The organism is Acinetobacter baylyi DSM 14961 = CIP 107474 (genome assembly GCF_000368685.1).
Taxonomy (GTDB): Bacteria; Pseudomonadota; Gammaproteobacteria; order Pseudomonadales; family Moraxellaceae; genus Acinetobacter; species Acinetobacter baylyi.
On sequence record NZ_KB849625.1, the window covers coordinates 143048 to 158462 of the forward strand.

10 protein-coding genes are annotated in these 15415 nt (G+C 41.3%); 7 read left to right on the forward strand and 3 right to left on the reverse strand.

Annotation, left to right across the window (positions count from 1 at the left end; translation table 11 throughout):
• Position 1 precedes the first annotated feature (1 nt).
• A complete protein-coding gene (locus F952_RS02655) occupies positions 2–2062 on the reverse strand; it encodes a choline transporter (RefSeq protein WP_004921787.1) in 2061 nt (686 codons plus the stop codon).
• A 165-nt stretch (positions 2063–2227) separates the two neighbouring features.
• Positions 2228–3808 (reverse strand): BCCT family transporter, encoded by a 1581-nt coding sequence (locus F952_RS02660; RefSeq protein WP_004921791.1) that lies wholly within the window; start codon positions 3806–3808, stop codon positions 2228–2230.
• Positions 3809–4055: 247 nt separating this feature from the next.
• Here F952_RS02660 and betI point away from each other — a divergent pair, with 247 nt between their 5' ends.
• From betI to F952_RS02690, 6 genes are all read left to right on the forward strand, one after another.
• On the forward strand, positions 4056–4682 hold the full coding sequence (gene betI / locus F952_RS02665) for a transcriptional regulator BetI (protein ID WP_004921794.1): 627 nt from the start codon (positions 4056–4058) through the stop codon (positions 4680–4682).
• On the forward strand, positions 4675–6147 hold the full coding sequence (gene betB / locus F952_RS02670; RefSeq protein WP_004921796.1) for a betaine-aldehyde dehydrogenase: 1473 nt from the start codon (positions 4675–4677) through the stop codon (positions 6145–6147). The genes betI and betB overlap by 8 nt, the downstream gene beginning before the upstream one ends.
• 88 nt (positions 6148–6235) lie before the next feature.
• Positions 6236–7897 carry a choline dehydrogenase gene (gene betA / locus F952_RS02675; RefSeq protein WP_004921798.1) on the forward strand — a complete coding sequence of 554 codons (1662 nt, stop codon included), beginning with the start codon at positions 6236–6238 and terminating at the stop codon, positions 7895–7897.
• Positions 7898–8396: 499 nt separating this feature from the next.
• A complete protein-coding gene (mqo, locus tag F952_RS02680) occupies positions 8397–10028 on the forward strand; it encodes a malate dehydrogenase (quinone) (RefSeq protein ID WP_004921803.1) in 1632 nt (543 codons plus the stop codon).
• A gap of 80 nt (positions 10029–10108) precedes the next feature.
• Positions 10109–11380: an MFS transporter gene (locus tag F952_RS02685; protein ID WP_004921805.1), complete on the forward strand. Its 1272-nt coding sequence runs from the start codon at positions 10109–10111 to the stop codon at positions 11378–11380.
• Between the two features lie 63 nt (positions 11381–11443).
• Entirely contained in the window at positions 11444–11929 is a 486-nt protein-coding gene (locus F952_RS02690; RefSeq protein WP_004921808.1) for a hypothetical protein, read from the forward strand.
• A 33-nt stretch (positions 11930–11962) separates the two neighbouring features.
• On the opposite strand, the gene F952_RS02695 is transcribed toward F952_RS02690, so the two are convergent.
• A complete protein-coding gene (locus F952_RS02695; RefSeq protein WP_004921812.1) occupies positions 11963–13108 on the reverse strand; it encodes an acetyltransferase domain-containing protein in 1146 nt (381 codons plus the stop codon).
• Positions 13109–13184: 76 nt separating this feature from the next.
• Here F952_RS02695 and F952_RS02700 point away from each other — a divergent pair, with 76 nt between their 5' ends.
• Positions 13185–15323 carry a TonB-dependent siderophore receptor gene (locus tag F952_RS02700; protein ID WP_004921815.1) on the forward strand — a complete coding sequence of 713 codons (2139 nt, stop codon included), beginning with the start codon at positions 13185–13187 and terminating at the stop codon, positions 15321–15323.
• Positions 15324–15415 lie beyond the last annotated feature (92 nt).

The following is a 15415-nucleotide window of genomic DNA, read 5'->3' on the forward strand; positions in this document are numbered from 1 at the left end:
CCTAGGCTTTAGGATCTGGAAATAGCGGGCGATTACCCGGACTAATACGATTAATATGTAAGAAGGTCATGTGGCGTTCATAGCGATCTAAAATATCGTTGATCACCTGCTCTTTGGTATAACCCACAAGGTCATTGCCTTGCGAACCTTCATAAAGATAGGTTTCCAGACGATAGTAAAACTGCTTGCCTCGCTTGCTTCGCTCACTAAAATTGGGTGCAATATAACGGACAGGCCAGATCTGATAGATAAAGTTTTGCTCTTCTTCCAAATGGATCGTAATATCCAAATGGTAAAGTTCTTCATCTTCTTCAAGTGGCACTTCAAGTACATCCACTTGTACCGCGCGTTTTTGTAACTCCTCTGCAACTGCATGTACAGCGGGACGACAGATTTCATTGAGCATGCGTTTGGTTTCAAACGTTCCAGGATGATGCATCACACGCGTTAAGCGCTTTTTCCAGTTCAGAATATCGACATTACCCACTACTGGAGCAGCATTTAAACTGGCGCTGGCCTGTCGATAATCTTCAAGCCGCAAGGATTTATACAGACCTGCCATCACCAGAAACATCACGAAACTAAACGGTAACCCCATGATGATGGTGGCATTTTGCAGTGCAGTAATTCCATTGGTCATCAGCATAGCCAAGGTCAATAAACCAATCGCCACTGCCCAAAACACACTCAGCCAGCGCGGCGCATCGTGATCAATATTGGTAAATTGTGTGGTGAAGTTACCCAGAACCAATGCACCAGAATCTGCCGAAGTCACATAAAACAGTAATCCTGTAATGGTTGCCACGCCCGCAATAAATGGAAACCATGGGTATTGTGCCAGTAAATCGTAAAAACCATGTGCAGGATTGGAAAGGACTGTTTCAGCAAGTGCAATATTGCCATCAAAGATGACATTGTGTAGCGCACTATTTCCAAAAATGGAGAGCCAGGTTAAGGTAAACAGCAACGGAATAATCAAGGTCCCAGATACAAACTCACGAATGGTACGTCCACGTGAAATACGTGCAAGAAACAGCCCCACAAATGGAGACCACGCCACCCACCATGCCCAGAAAAACAGCGTCCAACTATTCATCCATTCTTTCGGTTGATCAAAAGCAAAACTTTCTAGCGCCAGACTTGGAAAACGGCTTAGATAATCTCCCACGTTTTGAACAAGTGCATTGAGTAAAAACTCGGTATTGCCCAAAAATAAAATAAACAGCATCAGGCCAACAGAAACATAAATGTTAACCTCAGACAAAATCCGTAAACCTTTATTGACACCTGAAGTCACAGAAATAATGGTAATAATGACGGCAACCAAAATGAGGGCAGTTTGAACCCATAAATTTTCAGGTAAATCGAATAAAACGTGTAGTCCATAATTCAGTTGTACGACACCAATACCGCAAGTCGTCGCAATACCAAAAATTGTTCCGATGACGGCAGCAGTATCCACACTATGTCCAATCGGGCCATTAATTTTCTTACCAAAAATTGGATACAAGGCAGAGCGGATCGTGAGTGGTAAATTATAACGATAACTAAAATAACCCAGTGCCATACCAATCAAGGCATACATACACCAGCCTGTCAGTCCATAGTGAAATAGTGTCCAGACCATGCCCTGACGCGCAGCTTCATAAGTCTGTCCCTCACCCACTGGCGGATGCATATAATGCGATAACGGCTCTGCCACCGAGAAGAACATCAAATCAATGCCGATCCCTGCCGAAAAGAGCATGGCCGACCAGCTTAACAGACTAAACTCAGGCTTCGAGTGTTTGGGTCCTAGCTTGATATTGCCATAACGAGAGCAGGCAATAAAAATGACAAACACCATATATAAGGTGGCTGCCAACAAGTAGTACCAGCTAAAGGTAGAGCTGACCCAATCCAGTACTTGATTTAATGCACGATTAGCAAAATCATTAAATAAAATCGTGGTGAGTGAAAATATTAAAATAATAAGGGCAGAAACATAAAAGACCACACGATTTAAACGATCTTTTGGATGAGTCTCTTGATCATCAACTGCTCTTGGATTATCTGTTGCCATACAATCCTCAAGGGTATAAAAAGAAAATTAAAAATATAAAACGCCAATCTTCAAGTCTGACTCTCACAGCCGCTTAAAGATTGACAAAATAGATGACATCAATATTCTTTTTCTGAAATATTCAGAATTAGATTTTAGTCATTTGGGTTAGGCTATTTTTTTGGTCTAATCTGAACCTGAAGTCTCAGTAGTATGCGACTCCACCACTGGTTGCTGTGTCTCCTGTTTTAATGCTTTGGCAAGACCAAACATGTACAACAGTAAAATCACTGAAAATGGTAAACCACACAGCACAACCGCACTTTGCATTGCACTGAAGCTGCCCGCCAGCAACAAACCAATACTCACAATGGTAATCGCAATCGACCAAAAAACGCGTAACCAAATAGGCGAATCACTATCACTGCTGCCACCTTGAGATGACAAATTAGCGATCATGAGTGTACCAGAGCCTACTGGGGTTAAAAATAAAACGAAACAAATCACCACAACAATTCCCGCCACATAGGGATGAAATGGTAAATATTCAAGTAACTTGAACAATGACAATGCTGGATCTTGAATTACCAGGCTACCAATTATCTGCTGCCCATGATTCAGGATTAAATCAATCGCAGTATTTCCAAAAATAGAAATCCACGCCAATGTAAAACCCAGTGGAATCAAACATACGCCAAGCACGACTTCGCGAATAGTACGACCTTTGGAAATACGCGCAATAAACATTCCCACAAAAGGTGCCCATGCAATCCACCATGCCCAATAAAAAATCGTCCATGAGGCTAGCCAGCCTGTTGCATTTTTGTCATACAAATAAAGATCAAAGCTTTTCTGTACAAAATGACTCAAATAATCACCTGTATTTTGCACCAGACCATTCAGCAGATGATTGGTTGGACCTGTCAAAAATACAAACAATAACAACAGATATAATAAGCGCAGATTAATTCTGGACAGCCACGCCAGCCCCTTTTCAATCCCAATCACCGTGGTTAGTGTCGCAACCAGCATCATCATGATGACCGTGACCACCAAAGTGCTAGAGGTATTTGGAAGATCTGGGAACAGATAGCTGATTCCAGAAATCATGACCAATGCACCGATACCCAAATTCGTCACCAGCGAAATGATCGTGGCTAAAATACCAAAACCATCCACCATATGCCCGACAAGCCCGTGAATTCGCTCTCCAAAAATAGGATAAAGCGCAGAACGTAATGCCAAGGGTAAATCACGACGAAATGCAAAATAACCTAAAGTTACACCCACTAAGGCATACAGTACCCAGCCATGAATACCCCAATGCAAAAAACTATACATCATGGCATTCTGTGCTGCTTCTACTGTTCCGCCCTGCCCTTCAGGTGGCCGTAAAAAATGGTCAACTGGCTCGGCAACACCATAATATAAAAGTGCAATACCAATCCCTGCTGAGAACAGCATGGAGGTCCATACCAGATAACCAAATTCGGGTTTGTCTTGTGCTTTACCCAAGGGAATATTCCCCACTTGAGAAAAAGCAAGCCAAGCAACAAATCCGAGGCTCAATATGATCACCAGCATATAATACCAACCAAACAACTGATTGACCTGTTGCTGAATCCAGGTCAATCCGTGCTGGCTGGTTTCGGGAAACAAGACAAAGAGCATCCCGAAAATACTGATACTGATCGCTGAACTCCAGAATACAAATGGATTCAGGCGAATGGGTGGATAGGTTTTCTGTTCGTCACGTTTTGACCACATAACATTGCTCCTTGCAAGATGTGACGCCTAATAATCAATGTGGCTGGCGAGTATCCCTCATGACATTCCATTCAATGAGAACGCTGGATGCTAGCTTTTACATAAAAAATCCCAATTTACCCGGAATTTTTCATTATGATACTTTTTATTGATTGAACGTTCAATCAATAAAAAGTATCATGAAAAAGTGTTATCATGTGTCATGAATGCTAAATACAAGCAAAACCTTATATTTTTAAGGACCTACATGAATAAACGCAGAGTTAAACCCGAGCACGTGCGTCGTGAAGAAATTGTAAATGCCGCTTACGAAGTCATTTTTGAAGTGGGATTATCCAATACCACGATGGCTCAAATTGCAAAAAAGGCCCAGCTCTCAGTGGGCATTGTGAGTCACTATTTTGGTGATAAACAAGGTTTGATTAACGCCTGCATGCTGGAAATGTTAAATGTGTTACGGCGTAAAACAGCACAATACAAGGCAGAAGTCCAAGACTCACATCCTGAGAGCATGATTAAGGCGATTATTGACTCTAATTTCGACATTAGTCAGGTCAATCAAAGAGCAATGCGCATCTGGCTCGATTTCTGGTCGGCCAGTATGCATATGCCAGAGCTCAGTCGCCTACAAAGAATTAATGACCAACGGCTCTACTCCAATCTGAAATTTCACTTTCTGGAGTTGATGCCCAAAGATCAGGCCAGTATTGCAGCACGTGGGCTTGCAGCCTTGATCGATGGTCTTTGGCTACGTGGTAGTTTGAGTCAGGATACAACATTTGACAGTACGCTGGCTCGATCTATTGCATATGACTATGTAGATACACAATTAAAGCTAGTGAAACAAATCAGGCAGGAGAGACAAAATGAGTGATGTAAAACTTCATCGTTTATATATCCATGGACAATATACAGATGCAACCAGTGGCAAAACATTTGACAGCATCAACCCTGCAACAGGTGAAGTCATTGCCACCATTCAACAAGCCTCTCAAACCGACATTGAAGCTGCTGTAAAAAGTGCAGCCGAAGGCCAAAAAGTCTGGGCAGCCAAAACAGCCGTTGAACGTTCACGCATCCTGCGCCGTGCAGTAGATATTTTACGTGAACGTAACGATGAACTTGCTCAGTTAGAAACACTGGATACTGGCAAGGCTTTTAGCGAAACCTCTACCGTTGACATTGTGACGGGTGCAGATGTACTCGAATACTATGCAGGGCTGGCAACCGCGATTCAGGGCGAACAAGTTCCTTTACGTGAAAGCAGTTTTTTTTATACCCGCCGTGAACCTTTAGGTGTTGTTGCAGGCATTGGTGCTTGGAACTATCCAATCCAGATTGCGCTTTGGAAATCTGCTCCTGCACTTGCGGCAGGAAATGCCATGATTTTTAAACCCAGTGAAGTGACACCACTGACTGCATTTAAACTTGCCGAAATTTATTCTGAAGCAGGCCTACCTGCGGGTGTATTTAATGTGGTGCAAGGTGCGGGTCGTGAAATTGGACAATGGCTGACCGAGCATGCTGTGATTGAAAAAATTTCCTTTACGGGTGGTGTGGAAACTGGCAAAAAAGTCATGGCCAGTGCTGCTGGATCAACCCTTAAAGAAGTCACCATGGAGCTTGGTGGTAAATCGCCACTGATCATCTGTGAAGATGCCAATCTTGATCGCGCCGCAGATATTGCTGTCATGGCAAACTTTTTTAGCTCAGGTCAGGTATGTACCAATGGCACACGTGTTTTTATTCCACAGCGCTTAAAGGCTGCATTTGAACAGGCAGTTGTTGAACGTGTGAAACGTATTCGTATGGGTGATCCACAACATACAGACACCAATTTTGGGCCATTGGTCAGCTTTCCACATATGGAAAAAGTGTTGTCTTATATCGAATCTGGTAAGCAGCAAGGTGCCAAAGTTTTAATTGGTGGCGAACGCGCAACAACGGGTTTACTGGCTCAAGGGGCTTATGTACAACCAACGGTCTTTACCGACTGCCACGATGACATGAAAATCGTACAAGAAGAAATTTTTGGTCCAGTCATGAGTATTTTGACTTATGACACGATTGAAGAAGCGATTGAACGTGCCAATAATACCAACTTTGGTTTGGCTGCTGGTGTGGTCACACAGAATATTTCCCAGGCGCATCAAATTATTCATCAGCTTGAAGCAGGAATCTGCTGGATCAATACTTGGGGTGAATCCCCTGCCGAAATGCCTGTCGGTGGTTACAAGGAATCAGGCGTAGGGCGTGAAAACGGGATTTCAACGCTCAATCATTATACCCGTACCAAATCCATTCAGGTCGAACTGGGCGATTATCAAAGCGTGTTTTAAGCATGCTCTGCCCACTTTAAAGTTTCCTCATAAATCTGATGTCACTGCTGTACACACAGCGTGACGCCAACAATATTCAGGAATAGCAATGACGACTCAAACTTTTGATTATATTATTATTGGTGCAGGCTCAGCAGGTAATGTACTGGCTGCACGTTTAACTGAAGATGCCGATGTTTCGGTATTACTTTTAGAAGCAGGTGGCCCAGATTATCGTCTGGACTTTCGTACCCAGATGCCAGCCGCTTTGGCCTACCCTTTACAAGGCCGCCGTTATAACTGGGCTTACCTGACCGAACCCGAACCGCATATGAATAACCGTCGTATGGAATGTGGTCGCGGTAAAGGTCTGGGTGGCTCATCGCTGATTAATGGGATGTGTTATATCCGTGGTAATGCCATGGATCTTGAAGGCTGGTCAAAGCTTAAAGGCCTGGAGAACTGGACCTATGCCGACTGCTTACCGTATTACAAGAAAGCAGAAACCCGTGATATTGGAGGCAATGACTATCACGGTGATCATGGCCCTGTCAGTGTTGCAACGCCTAAAGATAACAATAATGTTTTGTTTCATGCCATGGTTGAAGCAGGTGTACAGGCGGGTTATCCACGTACAGATGACTTGAACGGCTATCAACAAGAAGGTTTTGGTCCAATGGATCGTACTGTCACCAAGAATGGGCGCCGTTCCAGTACAGCACGTGGTTATTTGGATATGGCAAAAGAACGGCCAAATTTAACCATTATCACCCATGCCATGACCAACAAAATTTTGTTTAATGGCAAGCAGGCCATTGGTGTTGAGTATATACAAGGCGCCGATAAACGTGATTTAAAAAAGGTGATGGCCAATAAAGAAGTATTACTGTGTGCAGGAGCAATTGCTTCTCCACAAATTTTACAACGTTCTGGTGTAGGTGAAAGTACCTTCCTAAAATCAATGGATATTGATGTCGTACATGATCTGCCAGGTGTGGGTGAAAATCTGCAAGATCATTTGGAAATGTACCTACAATATAAATGTAAACAGCCTGTATCGTTATACCCTGCCCTCAAATGGTATAACCAACCAGCGATTGGTGCTGAATGGCTATTTTTAGGTAAAGGTATTGGCGCAAGTAACCAATTTGAAGCAGGCGGCTTTATTCGCTCTTCAGATGAATTTGAGTGGCCGAATATTCAATATCACTTTTTACCCGTTGCCATTAATTATAACGGCAGTAATGCAGTGAAAGAGCATGGCTTTCAAGCGCATGTTGGCTCTATGCGCTCGCCTTCACGTGGTCATATCAAACTCAAATCGAAAGATCCGTTTGAACATCCAAGTATCCTGTTTAATTACATGTCAACTGAACAAGACTGGCAAGAATTTCGCGCAGCGATTCGGATTACCCGTGAGATTATGCATCAGCCAGCATTGGACCCGTATCGTGGTGAAGAAATTAGCCCTGGCAAGCAACTGAGTACCGATACTCAACTTGATGATTTTGTTCGCAATCATGCTGAAACGGCTTACCATCCATCATGCAGTTGTAAAATGGGCGAAGATGATATGGCTGTGGTCGATCATCAAGGACGTGTCCATGGCTTACAAGGTTTGCGCGTAGTCGATGCGTCAATTATGCCACTGATCATTACAGGAAATCTAAATGCCACCACCATTATGATGGCAGAGAAAATTGCAGATCAGATCCGTGAACGTGCGCCGTTGCCACGTTCTGATGCACCTTTTTATGTTGCATCAGCATAAATTTTAGTGATATTCGAACATGGTTTTTTACCGATCATCATGTTCGAATATCGAATTTCTTAGACAATTATCGAACATATTTTTATTTTGCTCTCATTTTTATAGTGATGATGTACAAATTTTTGATCAATTTTGATATAAAATACGTATAAAGTTATGTAATTATAAGTAATCTGCCGACCTCGACCTTTTAAAATAACTATCTAAATCATTGATAATCAATCATAAAAATTACAACATCATTTGTATTTATTAATTCTATTTTAACATTTCAAATAAAAATTATATTGTCAATACACAATTCCTCTACAATACGTCCCCAATGGAAATGTGTGGTCAAATTTAAAAAATGAATTAATCGCTCTAGTGTTGATTAGGACATTTTACTCCCTCTCTCTGAACTTAGATTTACCGCCATTTCCAGCATTTTTTATTTTTCTTTTTTCCCGCTCTTCGCTTCTGCGCGATGCTAATCACCTACCCCAAGGTCCTTAATCGCATGAAAAAGTTTTTGAAATACCTCGCGGTATTCCTTGTTGTTCTTTTAATTGCAGCGATCGCCTTCCTCTTTAGGCCTATTGCTTCTAAAAAAATTCAAACCTCTGCCAATGAGCCTGTAGTCGATGTTGTTCTGGTAGGTGGCGGTATCATGAGTGCCACGCTGGGAACGTATTTGACTGAACTTGAGCCAAACTGGCAAATTCGGATGTATGAACGCCTTGACCGCGTTGCTCAAGAAAGCTCAAATGGTTTTAATAATGCAGGTACTGGCCACTCAGGCTTTATGGAAATGAACTATACCGAAGAAAAAGACGGTAAAATGGACATTTCTAAAGCTGTGAAAGTTGCTGAACAGTTTGAAATTTCAAAACAGTTCTGGGCATACCAAGTCAAACACAATGTACTTGGTCAACCATCAAGTTTTATCAACCCAGTGCCGCATCATGCATTTGTATGGGGTGATAATGTTGCATTTCTTGAAAAACGTTATGCAGCGATGATTAAAAATCCACTGTTTTATGGTATGCAATTTACTGAGAATGCAAACCAGATTAAACAATGGGCGCCTCTCACCATGGAAGGCCGTGATCCTGCACAGAAAGTTGCAGCAACACGTATGGAAATTGGTTCTGATGTAAACTACGGTGCAATCACCACTCAATTGGTGAATAACCTAGATAAACATCAAAATTTCAAACTTTCAACTTCAAGTGAAGTTACTGGCATTAGTCAAAACGATGACAAAACCTGGACAGTTGCTTTCAAGAACTTAAAAACAGGCAAAGCGGATCATGTGAAAACACGTTTTGTGTTTATTGGTGCAGGCGGTGCAAGTGTCAAACTTTTACAGATGACCGGTTTACCTGAATCTAAGCAGTATGCAGGCTTCCCAGTGGGCGGTGTGTTCTTGATGACTGACAATCCTAAAATTGCAGCAGAACACACAGCAAAACTATATGGCCGCGCCGAGCTAGGTGCGCCGCCAATGTCTGTACCTCACATTGATACTCGTTATATCGATGGTAAGAAATATGTTTTATTTGGACCATTTGCAACCTATTCAAACAAGTTCCTGAAACAAGGCTCTCAGTTTGATTTGTTGGCATCAACCAATAAAAACAACGTGTTACCAATGACTGCTGTTGGTATGGAAAATCTTGATTTGGTGAAATATTTAGTTAGCCAAGTGATGATGACCGATGAAGATCGTTTCAATGAGTTGAAAAAGTACTACCCAAATGCGAAACGTGAAGACTGGCGTTTGAACCAAGGTGGCCAGCGTGTTCAGGTCATCAAAAAAGAAGAAGGCAAACCAGCCAAACTTCAATTTGGTACAGAAGTATTTGTTTCTAAAGACCGTTCAGTTACTGCACTGATGGGTGCATCTCCTGGCGCGTCTACTTCACCATACATTATGTTGAATTTGCTTGAAAAAGCTTTCCCACAACAAGTGAAAGGTGAATGGAATCCAAAGCTGCACGAAATCGTAAGATCGTACAAACAAGATTTAAGTGATAATCCTGTACTTCTTGATCAAGTGCGTCAGTACACCAGCCAAACACTTGGCCTGCACTACACACCATTGACTCAAGCTGATTTCGCCAAGATTGCTGCAAGTCAGTCTAAATAAACTACGCTGTTTCAAGAAAAGGATGAGCGCTTGCTCATCCTTTTTTATTCTCTTGTTCTTTGGGCTTTTATCATCTGTTTATGTCATCTTCTTCTGATTTCTTTGCTGCTTTACGCTATCGGGATTTTATCTTAATCAGTGTTAATCAACTGTGTTTGACTCTGGCAATCCTGATTCAGGAAATTGTGGTGGCCTATTCGCTTTACCAGCTTAGTAAGAACCCGCTAATGCTGGGTTTAATTGGAATCGTTGAACTGATTCCTTTTATATTATTGTCTTTTTTTGGTGGATATATTGCCGATCGTTTTAATCGACAAACCATTTTAAAATATGGATTTAGCCTGACCTGTATTATTCCACTGCTACTTATTTTGGTCTTTTTATTGCATCAACAACAAACCATTACGCTTTTTCAGTTATCGCTGAGTATTTTCGGCTGCATTTTTTGTCTTGGAATTTTAAGAGGCATCTATAGCCCTGCATTTAATTCTTTACGCTGTTTTTTAGTTCCAGAAAAAATGTATAGTCATGCAAATACTTGGACTGCTCTCATCTGGCAACTTGGCGCGATACTTGGCCCCTTAATTGCTGGGCTATTGCTGCATCAATTTGGACGCTACATATCGCTTGGAATTGCTTTTATATTTTTATTGATTGGTAGTATTGCCATCTGCTCGATGCAACCTCGAAATTTTCCCAGTATTAATAATTTACCCATCATCAGTAGCATGAAAGAAGCAATCATGTTTATACGACATAATCGTTTGATTTTATGGTCAATGCTTCTTGATCTGAGCACAGTATTGTTTGGCGGTATACTGGTATTACTTCCAATTTTTGCAGAAGATATTTTAGCAACTGATGCCGAAGGTTTAGGCTTGCTGAGAGCTGCACCTGCAATTGGCACATGTATAATGACTTTTATACTCATGCGCTCAAACCTGATCAATCATGCATGGCGCAATATGCTGATTGCTTTGATTGGGCTAGGATGTTGTACCCTTCTATTTGCATGCTCTCGCTTACTGTGGCTTTCATTTACGCTATTGGTGCTGATGGGCGCTTTTGACAGCATGAGTATGATCATTCGACAAACCCTTTTACAGATGCTTCCACCTAAGAATTTGCTGGGTCGTGTAGCTGCCATAAACGGCATTGTGGTGACTTCTGGTAACCAGATTGGTGCTTTTCAATCCAGCCTGTTTGCACGTTTGTTTAGTACCATACCTGCGACTCTCCTTGGCGGAAGTATATGTTTATTATTTGTAGGGGTCAGTGCATCTATAAATCGTGATTTACTCAAATCAAAAATAAAACAGCATAAACATACATTTCTTACATCACATAAATAGAACTTGTATATCGAAATCATTATTCTGATTTCAGATTCGCCTATTACCCAGGAATATTTTTTTATGGCCAAAGCAAGAGAAACGTCGCAAAAACTTTATTCCACTTTCTATGTCTTGATATTGGTCATCATTGGAGTCTATTGCGTCCTGAATGCGACCTATACTGCCATCATTGGCGGAACAACATTTTATTTCTTTGCTAATATTATTTTATTTTTTCAATCTGTGATGGCGTTACGACCCTCAGAACACACGCGTAATCTTGCAGGCCTAGGCTTGATCGTCATCATTTTCGGATTACTTTATACGCATGGTTTGGGCTTCTTGTCTCATATGAAAGCTATCGTATTATTTCCTTCAGTTGCACTCACTCTGTTTGGACTGCCTAAAATTGCAGATCACCCTCAGAAACTGAACATACTCAAAATTGGGTTACTCTTGTCTTTCATCGCACTCGCCGCAGTTCAATATTACGAGCTAGATTATCTTAAAGGTTATTATGACTCTTTACATAATGGCGAAACATGGCAGCAATATGGCGCTTTATAACAGGATCATCACGATCCTGTTATCATTTAAATATTAGAAATATTTTAACCACGCAATATGCTTATTCTGATGCTTGTAGCGTGAAAACCAAGCGACAACAGGATAGAGTAAAATGATTAGAAAGACTGTAATCAGCCACAAAGCGCTTACTGAATCTACAGAAAAATAATCGCCTTGGTTTGGACCAAATAACTCAATACCCATCACATAAAGCAACTTAAGTACATATAAATGCAAGATATAAAAAAACATGGGGACAGAACCAAAAATAACCAGAGGTTTGAAACCTTTGAAGTGGCTTAAATGTTCTAGCGCCACAAGCAATATCAATCCTAATCCAATGTTCCATAGAATAAAAAACAACGATGGTGGATACTTGGTCAAATTAAAGAAACTCATGGCCGTCATACCCCACGAATCATACTGCACCCATGGCTGATCACCATAGATATTGATTGATCTTAATCCCAGAAACAATGCAATGCTAATCATCCCCAATACAAGTAAATATCGCTGACGCGCTACTGCACTAAATCGTGATTCAAAGAAATATCCTAAAGCATAGCCAACAAAGATCACACCAAACCAAGGTAAAACTGGATATGAAGTTCTGATTCTAACTGCTGTAGATTCAATCCAGCCACGCTCATGTAGTACAAACCAGATTTGCTCTAAAGCTGGAATACCCCTAAATGTAATCTGATCAAGCAAATTGTGCCCAAAAATAATCAGTAATCCGACCGCGAGTAGAGCTTTTCTAGGTAAACCCACGCATAAGGCCAGCACCACCATACTAATACCAATAGCCCAGATCACTTGCAAATAAATCACGTCAGGTGGAAATTTTGCCGTCCAGGCAAAGTTGACCAATGTCAGTTCCAACAAAATCAGAAATAAACCACGCTTAAACAAGAAATTACGCGTACTGGCAACCGTATTTTTCATTTGATAAAGATAAGCCGAAAGCCCAGTCAATAAGACAAATACTGGGGCACAAATATGCGCTAAAGCACGGCTCCCAAATAGCGCGGGCTCTGTTTCCAAAATATTCATGGGATCACTGACCTGCTTGTTGAGATAAAAAGTTTCTCGAACATGATCGAGCAACATGATCACAATGACGAGTCCACGCAACGCGTCAATGGACTGTAAACGAGACAATATTTTTACTTCAGGCATAATCACTATAAAACTTAAATTTGTAATGTTATAGTATTACAATTACTACATTTTGTCTCCACGATTGAGCCGATTTATGCAACGCACATCTTATTTTATTTCCTCTATTTTGGGGTTTTCTTTATTTCCAGGATTTACATGGGCCGATGACAAATCGACTAATCTGCTTTCAACGATTACGCTACAAGCAGCTCATCAACAGGAAAATCAAACAAAAACTTCAGCCACTACCAAATTTACCCATGATGTCATCGACGTTCCTTTTAGTCGAAGTTTCTTGTCTGAAGAAATTTTGAAGCAACAGGATGTACAGCGTATTGATGAAGCAATTCAACTGGTCAATGGGGTATATGCACAAAACAATTATGGTGGTGGCTTTTGGGATAACTATTCCATTCGTGGCTTTACCACTGATCCCAATGTGAGTGCGACTATTATTCGTAATGGTTTGAGTGTAAATCGAGGTTTGAGTGCGCCACGTGACATGGTCAATATTGAATCTATCGACTTTTTAAAGGGTCCTGCAGCAGCAATGTATGGTCGGGGCGAAATGGGCGGTTTACTCAATATCACAGCAAAAAAACCACAATGGGAACCTCAAGGTGAAGTTTATCTCAGAGCCAACACCGAAGAAAAATATCGCGGCAGTTTTGAATATACAGCGCCAATTAATGATGAGGTGGCATATCGCTTTGCAGTTGCACATGAAGACAATCAAAGTTTTCGTAATCATGTAAACAGTGAACGCTGGTTCATTTCACCACAATTAAGCTGGAAATTATCTGACCAGACCCAACTGAATTTTGACAGTGAAATCACGCGTCAAAAAGGCCTGTTTGATCGTGGCATTAGTGCCTATAAAGGTCAAATTTTGATGGATCGTAAAACTTACACTGGCGAACCATCAGCAGACCAAAATGAAGTCAGTGACCAGTTTTATCAACTGCATCTGGCACATACATTTAATGATGACTGGAAACTCAACAGCGCGATAAGCTACAAGCAAGGTAAGATTTCAGGTAGTTCAAATGAACCTCGAAGCTTTGAAGCCGATGGTGAAACACTCAATCGACAGCGCCGTCAGCGTTATACCTATACGACTGACCGCCTTGCCCAGACCGAACTTCTAGGCAAAGTCAACAGCTCTTGGGCCAGACACGAAATTTTGGTGGGTGGCGAAGCAGGCACATTGGTATTTAACCAGAGTCAGCTCCGCTGTGATAACGGACGTGCTGGACAGATCAATGGTGGATACAGCAATCCAAAACGTTATTGTGTGAACCAAATCAATGTCAATCATCCTCAATATGGCACCTATCCAAAAGACATGGGATTGTTTACCAATACCCACGAAGTACAAAACTACGCAGCGCTAAATCTACAAGATCAAATGTTCTTTAACGATCACTGGAGTGTTCTGGTCGGTGGTCGTCTTGATCACGTTAAACAAAACCTTGATAACAATGTCAATGGAATCTATTCCAGCAAAACTTTCAATGAAGTTTCACCGCGTGTTGGTCTTAACTACAAACTGAATGATCATTTGTCTTTTTACAGCAACTACGGCCGATCTTTTGCACTCAATACTGGAACAGATAAATCTGGAAATGTGTTTGCGCCAGAAAAAGGTGAAGGCTATGAGATAGGTTCCAAGTATCGACCAACTGACGATAGCCTATTGAGTGCTGCGATTTTCCACATGAAAAAACGCAATGCCTTAACGATTGATCCAAATGATACCAGCTATCAATATGCCGCAGGTGAAGCACGTAGCCAGGGTGTAGAATTAAGTTTTCAAACCCAACTGGCTTCAAAACTGAATCTTTTGGCTAATTATACTTATACCGATGCCATCATTACCCAAGATACCAGCATTGCCAAAGGCACACGTTTAAACAGTGTACCAAAGCATAATGCCAATCTAAGTCTTGATTATACTCTACTTGATGATGGCCATCGTAAAGCAGGTGTCGGTGGGAATGTCGTCTATGTAGGCAAACGGAATGGTACGCAAAATGATCAAGGTCGTCTGGAATTACCAGACTATACAATCATGAATCTAAATGCTTATTATGCTCCAAACGCCAAGTTCCGCTATCAGTTTAATCTTAATAATGTGTTTGATAAAACTTACTATCTGGAAAGTTATAGTGACATGTGGATCCAGCCTGGTGATCCAATCAATGCCTCTTTGTCGGTGCAGTGGATGTTTTAAGTTATAAATCTTTTACTCCCTCTCAAGATCACTCATTGATACTTAGATTGATCTTGAGAGTTTTTTTGTTTTTATGCTCACAATCTCTTTGA

What these genes read in the sequence shown, in the direction of transcription:
- betI (WP_004921794.1), top strand. Translation starts at nt 4,056, where the DNA reads ATGAATAAACGCAGAGTTAAACCCGAGCACGTGCGTCGTGAAGAAATT.
- mqo (WP_004921803.1), top strand. Translation starts at nt 8,397, where the DNA reads ATGAAAAAGTTTTTGAAATACCTCGCGGTATTCCTTGTTGTTCTTTTA.
- F952_RS02690 (WP_004921808.1), top strand. Translation starts at nt 11,444, where the DNA reads ATGGCCAAAGCAAGAGAAACGTCGCAAAAACTTTATTCCACTTTCTAT.
- F952_RS02695 (WP_004921812.1), bottom strand. Translation starts at nt 13,108, where the DNA reads ATGCCTGAAGTAAAAATATTGTCTCGTTTACAGTCCATTGACGCGTTG.
- betB (WP_004921796.1), top strand. Translation starts at nt 4,675, where the DNA reads ATGAGTGATGTAAAACTTCATCGTTTATATATCCATGGACAATATACA.
- F952_RS02655 (WP_004921787.1), bottom strand. Translation starts at nt 2,062, where the DNA reads ATGGCAACAGATAATCCAAGAGCAGTTGATGATCAAGAGACTCATCCA.
- F952_RS02685 (WP_004921805.1), top strand. Translation starts at nt 10,109, where the DNA reads ATGTCATCTTCTTCTGATTTCTTTGCTGCTTTACGCTATCGGGATTTT.
- F952_RS02700 (WP_004921815.1), top strand. Translation starts at nt 13,185, where the DNA reads ATGCAACGCACATCTTATTTTATTTCCTCTATTTTGGGGTTTTCTTTA.
- betA (WP_004921798.1), top strand. Translation starts at nt 6,236, where the DNA reads ATGACGACTCAAACTTTTGATTATATTATTATTGGTGCAGGCTCAGCA.
- F952_RS02660 (WP_004921791.1), bottom strand. Translation starts at nt 3,808, where the DNA reads ATGTGGTCAAAACGTGACGAACAGAAAACCTATCCACCCATTCGCCTG.